The sequence below is a fragment of the Pseudarthrobacter sp. BRE9 genome (assembly GCF_031844305.1).
Lineage (GTDB): Bacteria > Actinomycetota > Actinomycetes > Actinomycetales > Micrococcaceae > Arthrobacter.
Window position 1 is genome coordinate 264,956 of sequence record NZ_JAUZUY010000003.1, and the last position, 14,939, is coordinate 279,894.

Sequence of the window (14,939 nt, forward strand, 5' to 3'; positions counted from 1 at the left end):
CAACGCTTACCGGCTGGGCAACCGTTGGGGAACAATCGTGGGCCAGCAACGCAAACGCTTGCAGCTTGGGCTGAGCGGCGCTGCCCAGCACCGAGATCAGAACGGCCAATGAAGTAGCCCTCTAAGGGGCCTTGTCGTGCAAACGTTTGCATGCGAGAGTGGTCTGCATCACCTCCCAACCGCGCTTTCAAAGGAGAGAGCTATGCACGCACTGGACTGGATCGTTTTGTCTGGATACTTCCTTGTGATGGTAGGGATCGGCTGGTGGTCCCGGCGGAGGGTCCACAACGCCGCCGATTTCTTTACCGCCGGCGGCAAGATGCCATGGTGGCTTGCCGGCATCTCACACCACATGTCGGGCTACTCCGCAGCCGTCTTCGTCGGGTACGCAGCGCTCGCCTACACAACGGGATTTGCCGTCTATGTATGGTGGGCCCTGAGCATCACCGTCGCCTGTGTAGTGGGGTCATTCCTGTTCGCGCCCCGGTGGCCACGGTTGCGTCAGCGATTGGGCATCATCTCGCCGCTGGAGTATCTCACCACCCGCTACAACCTTCCGGCCCAGCAGGTTCTGGCATGGTCCGGCACCGCATTGAAGGTCTTTGACGTCGCCGCGAAATGGGCAGCCAGTGCCATCCTGCTCGAGACATTCGCCGGAGTGCCTCTGCCTGTCGGGATCGTCCTGGTGGGCGGGGTGACCATGGTTTACTCCACCATTGGCGGCCTCTGGGCAGACGCTCTGACCGACTTTGGCCAGTTTGTCATCCAGCTCGTGGCAGCCATCGCCCTGCTGGTTGCCACCATGGCGAAGCTCGGCGGCATCTCCTCAATCTTCGGCATGTGGGAGCAGCTGCCCCCCTCCCATTCCGCACCGTTCGGCGGAACCCTGACCATGGGATTCTTCCTGGCGTACATCGTCATCAGCACGGTTTCCTACAACGGGGGTACCTGGAACCTGGCCCAGCGGTTCATCGCCGCACCCACCGGATCTTCGGCCCGGAAGTCGATCCTCCTCTCGGGCGGCCTCTACCTCGTGTGGCCCCTGGTCCTGTTCTTCCCCATGTGGGCAGCCCCGCTGCTTGTGCCCAACCTGGCGCAGCCGGAGCAGTCCTACGCGCTGGTGGCCCAGATGTTGCTGCCTGCGGGTCTGGTCGGGCTGGTTCTTGCCGGTATGTTCTCGCACACCATGGCCATGACATCATCGGACGCCAATGCGATCTCGGCAGTGATCACCCGTGACATCATTCCGGCGCTGCGGCGATCAAGGCAGCCGCTGGCCTCGAAGACCGAATTGGCGGCAGGCCGTCTCTCCACGTTCCTGTTCATCGGACTCTCGATGGTGATCGCCCTGTCCGCGGATTCCTTCGGCGGCGTCCTGGGCCTTCTGATCCTGTGGTTCGGCGCCTTGGTGGGACCAATCGCCATTCCGATGCTGCTGGGCATGCTTCCGCCGTTCAAGCGGTGCGGACCGTCAGCTGCACTGTTCTCGTGGGCCGCCGGCTTGGTCGTGTTCGCTGTCAACAAGTACGTGCTCACAGCACAAATGGCCTCACTGGGTGACCTCTCCCAGGCCGTTTCTGTCGCTGCTCCGATTCTCGCCTCCATTCTGGTCTACTGCCTCATGGGCCTCATTCGGCCTTGGCGCAACGAGGAATCGGATGCCCTGGTGGATTCCCTCAACGTTGACGTTCCGGAGGATGTGGACCAGGCGACAATCACGGCAGGTGTCCGGGCATGACAGCAACGAGGCCTGGCCCTGCCGGCAGAGTGCACGGCATAACGTCATCAGGCTTCTCTCCCCGCGAGCACCTGCAGAATGCCGTCCTTCCCTGGTGGGACAGCAACGGTGCAGACGATCTGCACGGCGGCGTCCTGACCTGCTTTTCCAACGCCGGTGTCCTGCAGTCCACTGATAAGTACACGTGGTCCCAAGGACGGTGGGCGTGGCTGTGCGCGCAAATCGCCGCCGATGGGCACCAGGGCATCCTGGAGGTCGACGGCGACAAGTGGTCCAGGCGGGCGGTCCGGACCGCCGAGTTTGTCCGGACCCACGCTGTGCTGGAGGGCGGGCTCACCGCCTTCCGCACAGACCGGTCCGGCATCGCCCTGCCATCGGGGCCCAACGGGGAAGCCGCAACAAGCGTCTTTGCCGACCTGTTCGCAGTCCTTGGGTTTGCAGGCGCAGTGAAAGTCCCCGGATATCCGGAGGCGGAAAAGTCAGAGACAGCTGCCGCCGCTGACAAAATTCTGGCCAGCGCGCTGGCCAGAATAAAGTCACGGAAGGCCATGACTGCCCCCTATCCTGTCCGTTCAGGCTTCAGCGACCTCGCCGCTCCCATGACCCTGCTCCACGCCGGGTCCGAACTCTTCCGGTCAACAGGATCGGCAGCCGCGCGCAGCGCGGTGTCCTACGCGCTCGGCCAGTTGCTGGAGGGGCAGGGCAGGGAACCGATGCTGCAGGAAACCCAGTGGTGGGAGTTCAGGCCGGACTCCCCTCGGGACACCGACTCTCTGCTGGCCAGGCACCGGACGCCGGGACACCTCTTGGAGTGCCTGTGGATGCTGATCCATAGCCAGGAGGTGATGGGCGGATCCCTGTCAGCCCTGCCCAAGTCGCTTCCAGGGCTTGCCCTGCGAGCCCTGGAACTCGGCTGGGATCAAGATTACGGAGGGCTGTTCCGATACGTAGACAGAGACGGCGGTGTGCCATCGGGGTCCCTTTTCGGCGGCGACCCCTATGAGGACCTCGTTCAATCCACCTGGGACACCAAGCTGTGGTGGGTCCATGCGGAGGCCATGTATGCCACGAAACTGCTCGCCCGGCACTACGGCAGTTACGGCTTCGAAGACTGGAATTCGAAGCTCACCGACTACACCCTTGCAACCTTCCCGGATCCGGACGGGAATGAATGGACACAGATCCGGGACCGGCAGGGAGCGCCGCTCGACAAGGTTGTGGCACTCCCGGTCAAGGATCCGTTCCACATCGCACGGACACTGGTATTTCTCAATCGACTCGAAAAGGATGATCCACATGCAGCACAGTGACCTCGACGTCAGTCCGGCACAACACGGGACACTCGCGGTCCGCGCCTACGCAACAAAAGAAGAACTCGGCAAAGCGGCCGGGGAACACGCCGCTCACGTCATCGCTGACGCCATAGCCGTCAACGGCGCGGCCAGGGTCATGTTCGCCGCCGCGCCCAGCCAGGAGGCCACCCTGGCCACGCTCATCGCCGAACCCGGCATCGACTGGTCACGCGTGGAGTGCTTCCACATGGACGACTACGTGGGGCTTCACCCCGACGCACCCCAGGGCTTCGGCAACTGGCTGCAGCGGTTGGTCTTTGATTCGGTCAGTCCCAAAGACTTCCACCGCATCAATACAGCGGGCGACGCAGCCCAGGGAGCGGAGGACTACGAGCGCATCATGGGCTCCGCGCCGTTCGATCTTGTGCTGTGTGGCCTCGGGGTCAACGGCCATCTGGCCTTCAACGACCCGCCGGCGGACTTCCATGACCGGAAAGCAGCCCGCGTGATTGCGTTGGATGACGTCTCACGGCAGCAGCAGGTGGACGAGGGCCATTTCGAAGGGCTGGAAGACGTGCCCACGCGGGCCGTCACCGTGACCATCCCACGTTTGCTCAACGCGGCAGTGATCATTGCCTCCGTGCCGGGGCAGGCCAAAAGGCAGGCAGTCGCGGATACCCTCGGCAAGCCCATCACCGGAGAACACCCCGGCACCATCCTTCGCACCCACCCCGCTGCGTCCCTCTACCTTGACAAGGAGTCTGACCCGCGATGACTGACGCAGCAGATCTGGGTGCCGGCTACCTGGCCCGCATCACTTCGCTCCTGGAACGCATCCAGGCCGAGGAGCAGGCTTCCATCGCCAAGGCGGCGTCGGTCCTTGCCGAACAGATAGCCGCGGACCGACTCATCCACATCTACGGACCCGGCGGCCATTCCAACCTCGCCAGCCAGGAAGTGTTCTTCCGCGCGGGAGGCCTAATGCACATCTCGGCGATCCTCGATGAGGGGACCATGCTCGCCGGCGGGGCACTTCGCTCAATGGCAATGGAACGGACGCCCGGCTATGGTCGCATCGTGATCGAAAACGCGGGCCTTGTGCCGGGTGACGTGCTGATCCTGGTGAACGCGTACGGGATCAATACCGCCCTGATCGACGCCGCGCTGACGGCCAGCACGCTGGATGTCAGAACTATCGGCATTTCCTCAAGGGAGCACGCCGAAAGGACGTCGGCCGACCATCCCGCGAGGCACCCTTCGGGCTCCAACCTGCACGACGTCGTCGACCTTCACATTGACTCGAAAGTACCGATCGGCGACGCTGTCGTGGAACTGCCCGGCGTCAGTGAAAAAGTCGGCGCCGTGTCCACCTTCGCCAACGCCTACTCCCTGAATTGGCTCGTGCAGTGCACCATCAGGGAACTGCGGGAGCGAAACATCGAGCCGCCGATCTGGCGGTCCGGCAACGCCCCCGGCGGCGACGAAGCAAACAGGAAGTTCCTGGACCGGTTCAAGGGCAGGGTGCATTCCCTATGACAACGCAGTCCATCGTGGGCCGTGATGCCGGCCGCGGGGACGTTCTCACTGTCCATTACGACAGTGGCTATATCGTCGCCGTTGAACGCCGGCATGATGCGAACGCCTCGGACTTGCCGCTGCTTGCACCCGGTTTCATCGATGCCCAGGTTAACGGCTACATGGGCATGGACGTCAATGCGCCCGACGCCGACAGTACAGTTATCCAGGGAATCACCGAGGAGCTGGCGCGAATCGGAGTCACCACTTGGGTGCCGACTGTCATCACCGCCAGCGAAGAAGCGATCAGCCACGCGCTCATGTGTGTGGAAAGGGCCCGGAACGCAGATGCCCGGGTGCGGGACGCCATCCCCTGCGTCCACGTTGAAGGCCCTTTTATTTCGGACCAGGACGGAGCACGTGGAGTCCACGACGCCAGCCAGGTCCGGGCCATCGATCCCGAGGAGGTGCGCCGCTGGGCCGCGATCACCCGGATAGGCGTGGTGACTGTGTCCCCGCACTGGCCCGATACACCGAGGGCAATCAAAGAGATCTGTTCAATGGGAATCCGGGTTTCCATCGGGCACACCCATGCAGGCCCGGCCGAGGTACTCAGTGCCATCGACGCCGGAGCAACCCTGTCCACCCACCTGGGCAACGGCATTGCCGCGATGATCCCGCGCCATCCAAACGCCCTCTGGACACAGCTGGCCGACGACCGCCTGACTTGCGGCCTTATAGCGGACGGCCATCATTTGCCCCCGGAAACCATCGAGGTCATGCTCCGGGCGAAAGGACCCCGGGGAGCATTCCTCGTTTCCGATACGACGGCGATTGCCGGCAACCCGCCTGGGCGGTACCAGACTCCCGTCGGTGGAAGTGTGGACCTCGATGAGCACGGACGGCTCTCCTATGTGGGGACGGAGCTGCTGGCCGGTGCCGCGGCCAGCCTTCCCGACGGTCTGCGCAACGTGGTGAGGTCAACCAGCGTGAGCCTCGGGCAGGCGCTAAAACTCGTCACGGAAAATCCAGCACGGACACTCCCGGGAGCCCGTCCGGGGCTGGGAACGCTGCAGCCCGGGGCGCCTGCGGACATGGTCCTCGTCTCCGATTCCGGAGCCGTGCTGGAAGTCATCAGGTCCTCGGCGGGGATGGAGAACATACGCCCATGAGCGTCCCACCCATGACGACTGACGACGGCGGCAGTAACCACCTGTGGGTGGGCGCCGCCGCCGTGGAGGTCCCCGTACCGCCAGGCACCGGCATGTCCGGATTTGCTGCCCGCGTGGAGCCGAGCGCCGGGGTCCATGACCCCCTGACTGTGCGTGCACTTGTTATCGGAAACTTCTGCTGGGTGACGGTGGATGTGTGCGGCCTTGGCGGTCCCACTTGCCGGACCATAGCGGACCGGATCCCGTTCCGGGGCGGCCACTCGGTGATCAGCGCCACCCACACCCACGCGGGCCCCTGTGCAACTCCTGGCGGCCTAGGGGAATGCGACCCGGGAATCATCGAAGCCATCAGCGAAGCTGCAGCAGTTGCCGTCAAGGATGCTTCCAACTCCAGGGAACCGTGCCGGGTTTATTACGAATCCTTCCAAGGCCTTGGCATCGCCAAGAACCGGCGGCACCCTGAGCGGGCAACAGATCCATCACTGCAGGTTGTGGTCTTCAAGCGGGACGACGGGACCGTCAGGGCCTGGCTGGTGCAATATCCGTGCCATCCAGTGGTGCTTGGCGCTGACAACCGGCTGATCTCTGGAGACTACCCGGCCTTCGTCCGCAGCCACCTCGAGCGCGAGGCCCCTGGATCCACTGCAGTCTTCCTGACGGGGGCCGCCGGTGACGTGAACACGGGACATTCTGCTGAAAGTTCCTATTCCCAGTCATCCGCCCAGCGCCGAACGTTCGCTGAGGCCGAACGGATAGGAGAGCTTCTGGGCAATGCTGCTGCCCAGGCACGGACATCAGCGCAATGGCTGGGCACCCTCACCCGGGCCGCCTCGGCTCCCGTGGAGCTTTGCTTTGAGGTACTTGACGCCCGAAGCCCTGCCGAGTCAATGGCGCACTGGACTAAGCTCATGGCGGGCGCTGCACCCGGTCAGCGCGCGTTGCTAAAGACCTGGATTGACTGGGCAGCCCGGGACCAACTGCTGAGGGACATGAAATGGAGAGGGACGGTGACGGTTCTGCGGCTGGGCAGTTTGCTGGTGGTGGCACTGCCGGGAGAACCCTTCCTCGAGTGCGCCGAGCGCATCCAGGAAGCCTTCGACTGTCCCGTTCTCGTAGCCGCTTACAGCAACGGGTGCCCTGGGTACTTTCCGACCGCTGATGAGTACGACCACGGCGGATACGAGGTAATTGATGCCCACCGCTACTACGGCATGCCAGCCCCGTTTAAGCGGGGCAGCGCCGAGCAACTGGTGGACACTGCGGTTGAACTGGGGCGGGGCTTGTTGTGAAGAGCAAGTCCACTATTGTCCAAGTCGCGAAGCGTATTGGCGTGGCGCCCTCCACTGTTTCCCGTGCATTCACGGATCCGGGGAAGCTGAAGCCGGAGACCGTCCAGCGCGTTATGGATGCGGCCGCAGAAATCGGTTATGTCCCCAACCATCACGCCCGTGCTCTGATCACCGGCCGCTCCGGCGCCATTGGGCTGGTGCTGCCTGACGTTGCCAACCCGTTCTTTCCGCCGCTGATCCGTTACGCGCAGCTGGCGGCAGAGGATTACGGTCTCGCCGTCTTCGTTGCCGACACTGCTGAGGACACTAAGCGGGAACTGCAGATGATCGAGCGGCTTTCGCCGCAGGTGGAGGGACTGATCATTGCGTCCTCGCGGCTTTCGGACCGGGTGCTTCAGACCATTGCGGACCGCCAACCAACCGTGTTGATCAACCGTGACGTGGCGGGCGTCCCGCGTGTCCTGATCAGCACTTCCAAGGCCCTGGCGGAGGGGCTCCATCACCTGGTCGAAACCGGCCACACCCGCATTGCCTACGTCGGCGGGCCGGCGAGATCCTGGTCCGATGCCCAGCGTCATGGCTGCGTGCAGTCAACGCTGGAAAACCTCGGCCTGGAACCATATTTCTTCCAGGCCAAGTCCGGAAACTACGCCGATGCCCTGGAAGTCAGCGGCGAAGTGGAAGCCGCAGGAGCGACGGCGGTAATCGCCTTCGATGACGTCGTCGCCCACGGGCTTATGTCCGGATTCCGGGCACACGGCCTGCGCGTCCCGGAGGATATCAACGTTCTCGGCTGCGATGACACGCTGGCCATAACAACCCATCCCCCGCTTTCGAGTATCTCCCTGGATCTGGCATCCGCCGCCCGCAGCGCGGTCACCATCCTCCGATCAGCCGGAAGGCCTGGCGCGAGCACCGACCAGCGGTTCGAGCTTGAAGGTTCCCTGGTACTGCGCGGCACCACCAACTGACGGGGCCCTCTTCCAGCTGTGGATAACCCTAATTGACCCCAACTGTGGACGGTATAGAGTCACCACCGCCAGCTTGTCCGAGCCCAATCAGGTTGACGGAATCTTCGGCAGTACTGGGCTGGATCGACGCCACCGGGAAGGTCATAGTGGGAGGATCCCTGGGATGCTCCATTTCCAGTGGATAGTCTTGGGCAGGACACACCCAATGCGAGGGCAGTGAGAAAGTGATCGAAGCAGCTGCTGCAGTAATCGGCCGGAACAATGTCACCGTATTCGGCCGGGATGATGGGCCTGTCATGATGTTTGCCCACGGTTTTGGCTGCGACCAGGCGATGTGGCGGAAGCTGCTGCCCTATTTCGTTGATGATTACCGGCTGGTGCTTTTTGATCATGTTGGCGCAGGACACTCCGACATCAGCGCCTATGACTGGGAGAAGTACGGGTCCCTGGACGGGTACGCGGCGGACCTGCTGGAGATTTGCGCCGCCCTTGAACTTGAGGACGTCATCCTGGTGGGCCACAGCGTCAGCACGATGATCGCCGTGATCGCCGCAGTGCAGGACCCCAACCGTTTCTCCCACCTTGTCCTGCTTGCTCCTTCACCCCGTCATACGGATGACCCGTACGACGGCTACGTGGGCGGGTTTTCGCGGGAAGACATTGAGGGTCTGTTGGCATCCCTGGACAGCAACTATTTCGCCTGGGCCGCGGCATTGGCGCCGATGATAATGGGCAACCCGCAGGACCCGGAATTAGCGGAGGACCTGCGGGTCAGCTTCTGCAGAACAAATCCGGCCATCGCACGGCACTTCGCCGGGGTTACCTTTTTCTCCGACACCCGTCCACAACTGAAAAAGTTGCACACCAACTGCCTGATTCTGCAGTGCTCCGACGATCGGCTTGCACCGCCGGAAGTGGGCGCCTACCTGCACAGGAATCTGGAGCACAGCACCCTGGTGAGGCTTCAGGCCACCGGGCACTGCCCCCACCTCAGCGCTCCGGAGGAAACGGCCCGGGCGATTCTGCACTACCTCGGCACCCGTTCGTGACGGGAACGCCAGAAGAAGGGGATTGCCCTGGCCAAGCAACCCCCACCCGCCATTTCCTTGATCGGCCCATCACGACGAGAACATGAAGGGATATCTCGCGAACCTGCTGTCATCTCCCGGGGTCGTCGATGCTGGTAAGGCTGATCCTTTCAACTCCCTCCACTGCGTTCAGGGATACGACCGAGTTTTCGACGGCGCGTGCAGACCCTGTCAGCTTGAGCAGAATGTCCTGATGCCTCGGCAGCGATCCGCCGTCATTGATTCCCGTGTTGTTTGAGGGGCCAAACAGATCCGCGTGCATGTCCAGGTCGCTGACTTTCAGCCCGTGTTCCGCGACCGTCATGATGATGTGGCGCAGCACTCCTTTTCCGTCAACGTAACGGATCCTCAATGCACGACGAGTCGCTTTGGAGTGCGGCATATGCCGGGACAACGGCGCAATTCCAGCGGCTACGAGCAGGTAAGCAAACACGACACCCGGAGCAACCACGAACATCCCGGCGCCAGCCGCTATGCCAACCGCGGCCACGAGCCAGATGCTTGCCGCCGTGGTCAATCCACGTACGGTGTCGCGACGAACGAATATTAGGCCTGCCCCCAGGAAACCTACTCCGGATGCCACCTGGGCTGCCACTCTTGAGCCGTCCAAGGAGAACCCTGGCTCCGCGGCAAGATCGGCGAAACCATATTTGGAGACAACCATGAAGAGAGCAGCGCCCAGCCCCACCAGCGTGTGGGTACGTAGTCCTGCAGACTTCTGATGAAACTCGCGCTCAAGGCCAATCACCATCGAAAGCACGAGCGCCACCGCGACGTTCAGGAGGTAGTGGTACTCGGGTTTCAATCCGTATCCGTTCTGTTGCTCGGCGGGGCTGAGCCCCGGATGCGATGCGTCGGGCAGGCGTGCGGGGGGAGAAAAAGATAGTCATTTGCGCCCTGGCGGGGCTTAGCCTGTCGCGCCTGCACCCTAGGCCCCCCAGTGTGAGGGCACTCTCCACATCTTACTCAACTAAATTGATTTAGTGCCCGGTGTGGGCTAGATTACTTTTGTCCAGGCTTGGTCCCTCCTGGCCGCCCAAGCTGCCGGCTCACCGGGACCGCACGACTTTCCCTTTTGCGTTGCGAGGAGTTTCCCTTGATCGGAGTTGCGGGTGCACCCGTGAGTTTTGGCGTCTTTGACTTAGGCGCAACAGCAGGAGGCCGTTTGCCCGGGCCGGACGAGGTGTGTGCGGTTTTGAGTAAGCACCGGTATACGGGGATCGATTTGGGACCGGTCGGGTTTCTGGGACGGGAAGGCGAACTCCGCGGCCGGTTGAAGCAGCACGGCCTATCCCTTGCCGGCGGCTGGATCGATCTTCCGTTCACTGACGACGACGCCTTCGCTGCAGCCATCCCCTCCCTTTCGGCAACCCTCGACGTCTTTGCAGAAGTCTCTGATGGGACGCAGAAACACCCGCCGCTGCCGACGCTGGCGGACAGCGGTTCCGACCGCCGGCGGGCAAACCCGGGAGGAGGCGCGGACGTGGCCCTCGACGCCGACGGTTGGGCCACGTTGGCCCGGAACGTCGCCACCGCGGCTCGCCTTGCCAGGGACCGCGGCTTTGAACCAACGTTCCACCACCACGCCTGCACCCACGTGGAGACGCCGGAGGAGATCGAAAGATTCCTTGATCTTACGGACGTCGGCCTCACGCTGGACACCGGCCACCTAATTCTTGGCGGCGGGGATCCGGTGGAGAGCCTCGGACTGTGGAGTAAACGGGTCAACCACGTCCATATCAAGGACGCCCGGGCAGACGTCCTTCGCTCCGTGGTCAGGGACAAAGGCGACATGCGAGACGTCTGGGCCGGGAAGGCATTCGTGCCCTTGGGCGACGGCGACCTGGATGTGGAGGGGTTCATGGACGGCCTCGTGCGGACAGGCTACGACGGATGGCTAGTGGTGGAACAGGACTCCATACCCCAGCCTGACGACGATCCCGATCTTGCAGACAAACACCATGCCATCAACCGGAACGTACTCAGAAAGTGGATCCCCTAATGACTTTGCTTCGAATCGGAGTTGTGGGACTGGGCGCCGTTGCCCAGTCCGTGCACCTGCCCCTGATTACAAGGCGATGGGATCTGTTCGACCTTGGAGCCGTGGCAGACCTCTCCCCCGCTCTGCTTGGCCGGGTAGGCGCCCAGTACGGTATCCCCGCTGAGCACCGATACCAAAACCTGACCGACATGCTGGACGGTGAGGACCTGGACGCCGTCGTGTTGTTGACCTCCGGATCCCACGGCCAGCCGGCGCTGCAGTGCATTGAAGCAGGGGTCGCGGTGCTCTGCGAGAAGCCGCTGGCGTTCTCCCTCGGGGAGATCGAACTCCTGCGCAAAGCGGAGCAGGGCCAGGGCAGGCCGATGCTCCTGCTCGGCTACATGAAGGAGTACGACCCCGCCGTTCTAACCCTGAAAGAGCGGTTGCCCGCCCTGAAAGACACGCGGTTCGTCAACGTGGAGGTGCTCCACCCCGCCGGGTCCGCGCAACTGGCCTTCGCGAACCTCCATCCGGGCGCCCGGGACGTTCCCGCAGACGTGCTGCTAGGGCTGGTGGAAGCCGATGAACAAAAGCTGGATGCAGCCTTGGGCAAAGACAGCCCCGGCCTGCTGCGGCGGCTCTACTCCAGCGTCATCCTCGGCAGCCTGATTCACGACATCGCTTTGGTCCGGGCGCTCGTTGGCCCGTTGCAGGCCGTTGATGCAGTCCATTACTGGGCAGAACAGGATGACCCGGGGTCCATCGAAATAGCTGCAACAGCCGCCGACGGGGTCCGCGTGCACTTCAACTGGCATTTCCTGGCCGACTACCCCGTGTACCGCGAAACCGTGACCGTCCACCACACCACGGGCAGCGGAAAACTGGAATTCACCGTCCCCTATCTCCTCAACGCTCCCACTAAGCTGCAGCTCACGGAAAAGACCGGCACCGGGGTATCCGACTGCCTGTTCCAGGACGTGACCGAAGCATTCGAGCAGGAACTCGTCGCGTTCCACCGCATGGTGGACGGTCAGGAGAAACCTCCCACCGGGATCGCCGAAGGCGAGGCGGATGTCCAGGTTGCCCAGATGATCGCCGTAGCCCTGGCCGATTCCCTGCAGGTCTCCATTGGCGGAGAGGCGGCCTCAGCATGACCCGGGGGGAGGAGACCGGGATCGTCCTGGTGCCCCACACACACTGGGACAGGGAGTGGTACGAACCCTTCCAGGTGTTTCGCTTCAAGCTTGTCCAGATGTTCGACACCGTCCTGGACATGGCTGAGGAAGACCCGAGGTTCCGGTTCACCCTTGACGGCCAGACGGCAGCAATCGAGGACTACCTGGAGATCCGGCCGGAAAACGAAGAGCGGGTCCGCGCAGTAGTGGCCAGCGGCCAACTGGCGCTGGGTCCGTGGCAGATCCTGCTCGACGAATTCCTGTGCTCGGGCGAGACGATCATCCGCAACCTTCAAATGGGCATGGCGGGCGCCCAACGGCTGGGCGGGTACATGAACGTCGGCTACCTTCCCGACATGTTCGGCCACGTCGCCCAAATGCCGCAAATCCTGAGCCTGGCCGGCATCGGACACGCCTGTCTCTGGCGCGGGGTGCCCGCCAAAGTTTCCGGGCATTCGTTCAGGTGGGAAGCACCGGACGGATCATCCGTCCGGGTGGAATACCTCTTCGACGGATACGGCAGCGCCCTGGACCTCCTCGCCATCCCCGAACATATCCCGCACGCATTGAGGGAATACAGGCAACAAACCGCAGATCGGTACCGTGGAGACGCCATCCTCGGAATGGTTGGCACCGACCATATGCCACCCGACACGGCACTGATGCGCCACGTGGACACCTACGATTCGCCCGCTTTCCCCATACGGGTCGGCACGCTGGAAGAGTATGTGTCGGCCTTCGACCCGGCGGACGAACGCCTCGAGGCGGTGCGCGGGGAACTTCGCTCCCACGCCCGGGGCAACATCCTTCCAGGCGTCTTCTCGATCCGCCGCAACCTTAAGATCGCCATGGCCGCTGCCGAGCGCATGGTCCTGGACGCCGAACGGCTGGCAGCAGCCCACATGGGAGTCGACTTTGAACCATTCATCAGCATGTCCTGGCGTCGCATTATCGAATCCACCGCGCACGACTCCGTGGTGGGCTCCGGCACCGATGAAACCGTTGACCAGGTAGAGGCCCGGCTGCATGAAGCAGCCCAGATTGCCCGCGCCGCCCGCGACGAAGTGGCCCTTTCGGTTGCCGGAAGCATTCCCAGCGATGCGTTCGTCGCGCTCAACACGTTGCCCTCGGACCGCAGCGTCGTGGTCGAACTAGACGTTCCTGCCCCGGCAGAGGGAATGCCCGTGGCCGCCATGACCGGTGGTGGCACCTTGCTGCCGGTGCAGGAAACAGGCCACGCACCCACCATGCTTGGTGATGAAACCATGGACGCCTCCCTCCTGGTCGAGCGCATGATGAACCGCATCCACGGACGCGAATTGTTCGGCCAGCTCATTGAGCAGTACCGGGTGGCACCGTACGCACTCGAGTTCGATGTGGCGGAGGTGCCCTCATCCCCGGTGTTCGACATCGTCGCGTTCAAGGCCGAACTGGCAGCTGCCGTCGAGGCACACCCGGGCGACTGGAAGGTTCGCATCGTCGCCCAACCCAGGCGCCGGGTACTGGTCGATGTCCCGGTCGCGGCCATGGGTGTCACCCCTTTCAAGGTTTTCCAAGCAGAAGCTCCTGAAGCGGATCACATCACGTGCGATGACGGCATCTTGGACAACGGACTCATCTCGGCGGGCATCGGCCCGGATGGAGAAATCACTCTGACCGGGGTGGACGGCACCATCCTCCACGGCATCGGCAGGCTGGTTGACGGCGGGGACTGCGGTGACAGCTACAACTACGGCCCTCCAGCCATGGACAACATCATCACGGAACCTTCCCGCGTGGAAGTGGAGGTTGTTGAGCGCGGACCGGTCCGCGCAGTAGTCAAGGTGACCAGGGACTATTCGTGGCCGCGTTCCCTCGACCGCAGCACGGGGAGCCGGGACGGCGTCCACGTGGACGTTCCCGTGCACATGTTCGTGGAGCTGCGCCGCGGTGAACCGTTTATCCGTCTTCGCATCCAGTTCACAAACGAAGCGGCAGACCACCGCCTGCGGCTGCACATCCCGCTCCCGCGCGCCGTCGAGTCTTCCGCGTCGGAAGGACAGTTCTCCATCACCAACCGCTCACTCACCGCTGAGGGGGGCGGCGGCGAATTCCCGCTTCCGACGTTCCCCGCCTACACCTTCGTGTCCGCAGGGCCCGCCACCGTGCTCCTGCACGACGCCACCGAGTATGAGGTGGTGGATGGAAAGGAACTGGCGCTCACGCTGCTGCGCGCCGTGGGATCGATCAGCGTCAACGTGCACCCGCTGCGTGATGAACCGGCTGCCTCAGAGATCCCCATCCCGGGCGCCGAAGAAGCAGGAACCCTGGTGGACGTGGAATACGCGGTCATGGCCTCCGCCCAGGGTTACCGCGACACGGACGCGGTCCGGCTCGCGGACCACTTCAACGCTCCCGGCCTGGCCGTACGCGGCCGGGGCATCCAAGCCCCGTCGGTTCCGGAACCCTCGGAAGGACTGCGGCTCAGGGGTGAGGGCATCCGGATGAGCAGCATGCGCCAGGTAGGCAACGACGTCGAAATCCGTGTTGTGCTGCTGGCCGAACAGACCACCGGCGGCGTCATCACCGGCTCCTTCAGCGAAGTGTCCACTGTTGACCTGACGGGCAGGACCCTGGCATCGGAACAGGCTGACGGTGAGTACAAGTTCGAGCTTGCGCCATGGGAAATACGAACACTGCGCCTCACTCCCCGCAAGTGATCACAATGCAGATACGCCC

The 14,939-nt window shown here is 63.2% G+C and carries 12 protein-coding genes; 11 read left to right on the forward strand and 1 reads right to left on the reverse strand.

Annotated features, from left to right (window positions below; genetic code table 11):
• Window positions 1-202 precede the first annotated feature (202 nt).
• The 8 genes from Q9R31_RS09325 to Q9R31_RS09360 all read left to right on the forward strand — a co-directional run bounded on the left by Q9R31_RS09325 (window position 203) and on the right by Q9R31_RS09360 (window position 9,026).
• A complete protein-coding gene (locus Q9R31_RS09325) occupies window positions 203-1,738 on the forward strand; it encodes a sodium:solute symporter family protein (protein ID WP_311262437.1) in 1,536 nt (511 codons plus the stop codon).
• The gene (locus Q9R31_RS09330; protein WP_311262438.1) at window positions 1,735-3,048 is read left to right on the forward strand and encodes an AGE family epimerase/isomerase; all 1,314 of its coding nucleotides are present in this window, start codon (window positions 1,735-1,737) and stop codon (window positions 3,046-3,048) included. The genes Q9R31_RS09325 and Q9R31_RS09330 overlap by 4 nt, the downstream gene beginning before the upstream one ends.
• Window positions 3,035-3,805 carry a 6-phosphogluconolactonase gene (locus Q9R31_RS09335; protein WP_311262439.1) on the forward strand — a complete coding sequence of 257 codons (771 nt, stop codon included), beginning with the start codon at window positions 3,035-3,037 and terminating at the stop codon, window positions 3,803-3,805. The genes Q9R31_RS09330 and Q9R31_RS09335 overlap by 14 nt, the downstream gene beginning before the upstream one ends.
• Window positions 3,802-4,566 (forward strand): SIS domain-containing protein, encoded by a 765-nt coding sequence (locus Q9R31_RS09340; RefSeq protein WP_311262440.1) that lies wholly within the window; start codon window positions 3,802-3,804, stop codon window positions 4,564-4,566. The genes Q9R31_RS09335 and Q9R31_RS09340 overlap by 4 nt, the downstream gene beginning before the upstream one ends.
• Complete coding sequence (locus Q9R31_RS09345) at window positions 4,563-5,717, forward strand: amidohydrolase family protein (RefSeq protein ID WP_311262441.1); 1,155 nt, start codon at window positions 4,563-4,565, stop codon at window positions 5,715-5,717. The genes Q9R31_RS09340 and Q9R31_RS09345 overlap by 4 nt, the downstream gene beginning before the upstream one ends.
• Window positions 5,714-7,006, forward strand: a complete 1,293-nt coding sequence (locus Q9R31_RS09350) for a hypothetical protein (RefSeq protein ID WP_311262442.1) — start codon at window positions 5,714-5,716, stop codon at window positions 7,004-7,006. Before Q9R31_RS09345 ends, Q9R31_RS09350 begins: the two co-directional genes overlap by 4 nt.
• Entirely contained in the window at window positions 7,003-7,977 is a 975-nt protein-coding gene (locus tag Q9R31_RS09355; protein ID WP_311262443.1) for a LacI family DNA-binding transcriptional regulator, read from the forward strand. The genes Q9R31_RS09350 and Q9R31_RS09355 overlap by 4 nt, the downstream gene beginning before the upstream one ends.
• Window positions 7,978-8,201: 224 nt before the next feature.
• The gene (locus tag Q9R31_RS09360) at window positions 8,202-9,026 is read left to right on the forward strand and encodes an alpha/beta hydrolase (protein ID WP_311262444.1); all 825 of its coding nucleotides are present in this window, start codon (window positions 8,202-8,204) and stop codon (window positions 9,024-9,026) included.
• Between the two features lie 109 nt (window positions 9,027-9,135).
• On the opposite strand, the gene Q9R31_RS09365 is transcribed toward Q9R31_RS09360, so the two are convergent.
• On the reverse strand, window positions 9,136-9,870 hold the full coding sequence (locus Q9R31_RS09365) for an MgtC/SapB family protein (RefSeq protein ID WP_311262445.1): 735 nt from the start codon (window positions 9,868-9,870) through the stop codon (window positions 9,136-9,138).
• A gap of 360 nt (window positions 9,871-10,230) precedes the next feature.
• Here Q9R31_RS09365 and Q9R31_RS09370 point away from each other — a divergent pair, with 360 nt between their 5' ends.
• From Q9R31_RS09370 to Q9R31_RS09380, 3 genes are read left to right on the forward strand one after another with little or no spacing between them, the layout of a single operon-like run.
• Window positions 10,231-11,067 carry a TIM barrel protein gene (locus Q9R31_RS09370; RefSeq protein ID WP_311262446.1) on the forward strand — a complete coding sequence of 279 codons (837 nt, stop codon included), beginning with the start codon at window positions 10,231-10,233 and terminating at the stop codon, window positions 11,065-11,067.
• Window positions 11,067-12,200 carry a Gfo/Idh/MocA family oxidoreductase gene (locus tag Q9R31_RS09375; protein ID WP_311262447.1) on the forward strand — a complete coding sequence of 378 codons (1,134 nt, stop codon included), beginning with the start codon at window positions 11,067-11,069 and terminating at the stop codon, window positions 12,198-12,200. The genes Q9R31_RS09370 and Q9R31_RS09375 overlap by 1 nt, the downstream gene beginning before the upstream one ends.
• Window positions 12,197-14,920: a hypothetical protein gene (locus tag Q9R31_RS09380; protein ID WP_311262448.1), complete on the forward strand. Its 2,724-nt coding sequence runs from the start codon at window positions 12,197-12,199 to the stop codon at window positions 14,918-14,920. The genes Q9R31_RS09375 and Q9R31_RS09380 overlap by 4 nt, the downstream gene beginning before the upstream one ends.
• Window positions 14,921-14,939 lie beyond the last annotated feature (19 nt).

What these genes read in the sequence shown, in the direction of transcription:
- Q9R31_RS09325 (WP_311262437.1), top strand. Translation starts at nt 203, where the DNA reads ATGCACGCACTGGACTGGATCGTTTTGTCTGGATACTTCCTTGTGATG.
- Q9R31_RS09375 (WP_311262447.1), top strand. Translation starts at nt 11,067, where the DNA reads ATGACTTTGCTTCGAATCGGAGTTGTGGGACTGGGCGCCGTTGCCCAG.
- Q9R31_RS09340 (WP_311262440.1), top strand. Translation starts at nt 3,802, where the DNA reads ATGACTGACGCAGCAGATCTGGGTGCCGGCTACCTGGCCCGCATCACT.
- Q9R31_RS09345 (WP_311262441.1), top strand. Translation starts at nt 4,563, where the DNA reads ATGACAACGCAGTCCATCGTGGGCCGTGATGCCGGCCGCGGGGACGTT.
- Q9R31_RS09350 (WP_311262442.1), top strand. Translation starts at nt 5,714, where the DNA reads ATGAGCGTCCCACCCATGACGACTGACGACGGCGGCAGTAACCACCTG.
- Q9R31_RS09330 (WP_311262438.1), top strand. Translation starts at nt 1,735, where the DNA reads ATGACAGCAACGAGGCCTGGCCCTGCCGGCAGAGTGCACGGCATAACG.
- Q9R31_RS09335 (WP_311262439.1), top strand. Translation starts at nt 3,035, where the DNA reads ATGCAGCACAGTGACCTCGACGTCAGTCCGGCACAACACGGGACACTC.
- Q9R31_RS09380 (WP_311262448.1), top strand. Translation starts at nt 12,197, where the DNA reads ATGACCCGGGGGGAGGAGACCGGGATCGTCCTGGTGCCCCACACACAC.